General features: G+C 49.7%; 1 rRNA gene. It reads left to right on the forward strand.

What is annotated here, in order from left to right:
* A 23S ribosomal RNA gene (locus SCM96_16070) occupies positions 1-585 on the forward strand; the annotation flags it as partial.

Genomic DNA, 585 nt, shown 5'->3' on the forward strand with positions numbered 1-585 from the left:
GAGGGGAGTGAAATAGAACCTGAAACCGTGAGCCTACAAGCAGTCAGAGCACTATACTGGCGGTTGGAGGTTAGAGGTTGGAAGTTAGAAAAAATGACCTTAAAAAGCTTTTAAAGCTTAAAAGAGGTGTTTATCTAATCACCAGCTTCCAACTTCCAACTTCCAGGATGTGTGATGGCGTACTTTTTGTAGAACGGGCCGGCGAGTTATGGTTGGCAGCAAGGTTAAGGGAATCAATTCCCGGAGCCGCAGCGAAAGCGAGTCTTAATAGGGCGATTAAGTTGTCAGCTGTAGACCCGAAACCGGGTGACCTACCCATGGCCAGGGTGAAGCTTAGGTGAAACTAAGTGGAGGCCCGCACCCACTGATGTTGAAAAATCAGGGGATGAGCTGTGGGTAGCGGTGAAATGCTAAACGAACCCGGAAATAGCTGGTTCTCCCCGAAATAGCTTTAGGGCTAGCCTCGGGGGTTCAATTACGGAGGTAGAGCACTGATTGGGCTAGGGGCCCAACAAGGTTACCGAACTCAGTCAAACTCCGAATGCCGTAATTTAAGACCCCGGGAGTCAGACTGCGGGTGATAAG

The sequence above is a fragment of the Acidobacteriota bacterium genome, assembly GCA_033549365.1.
GTDB lineage: Bacteria > Acidobacteriota > Aminicenantia > Aminicenantales > Saccharicenantaceae > JAWSUF01.